1 protein-coding gene is annotated in these 512 nt (G+C 71.7%); it reads left to right on the top strand.

Annotation, left to right across the window (positions count from 1 at the left end):
- Positions 1-512 (top strand): helicase-related protein (locus H0W38_RS10555; protein WP_292453660.1); only part of this gene is annotated, 512 nt, incomplete at both ends.

Genomic DNA, 512 nt, shown 5'->3' with positions numbered 1-512 from the left:
CGGCCGCATCGACAAGCAACTGGTCATCGACACGCTCCTGCCGACGAACCCCGGCCGCTTCTCCTGGGCCGGCCATCTGGGCGCGCAGATGCTCGAGCCGCTGGTCGCCGAGCTCGAATCGAGTTCGACGGCGCTCGTCTTCTGCAACACCCGTTCTCAAGCCGAGATCTGGTTCCAGCTGCTGCTGCGCGAGCGGCCCGACTGGGCGGGCCTGATCGCGCTGCACCACGGCTCGCTCGACAAGGCGGTGCGCGTCTGGGTCGAGGCGGCGCTGAAGGCCGGTGAACTGAAGGCGGTGGTGACCACGTCCTCGCTCGATCTCGGCGTCGATTTCCTGCCGGTCGAGCGCGTGCTGCAGATCGGCTCGGCCAAGGGTGTGGCGCGGCTGCTGCAGCGCGCGGGGCGCAGCGGCCACCAGCCGGGCCGCGCCTCGCGCATCACGCTCGTGCCGACCAACACGCTCGAACTCGTCGAAGCCGCCGCCGCGCGCCGCGCCGCGCTGGCCGGGCGCA

Origin of the sequence: Methylibium sp. (assembly GCF_013817365.1) — a bacterium.
GTDB lineage: Bacteria > Pseudomonadota > Gammaproteobacteria > Burkholderiales > Burkholderiaceae_C > Methylibium.
The sequence above is the reverse complement of the archived record's forward strand: the minus strand, read 5'-3'. Positions and strand labels throughout refer to the sequence as shown.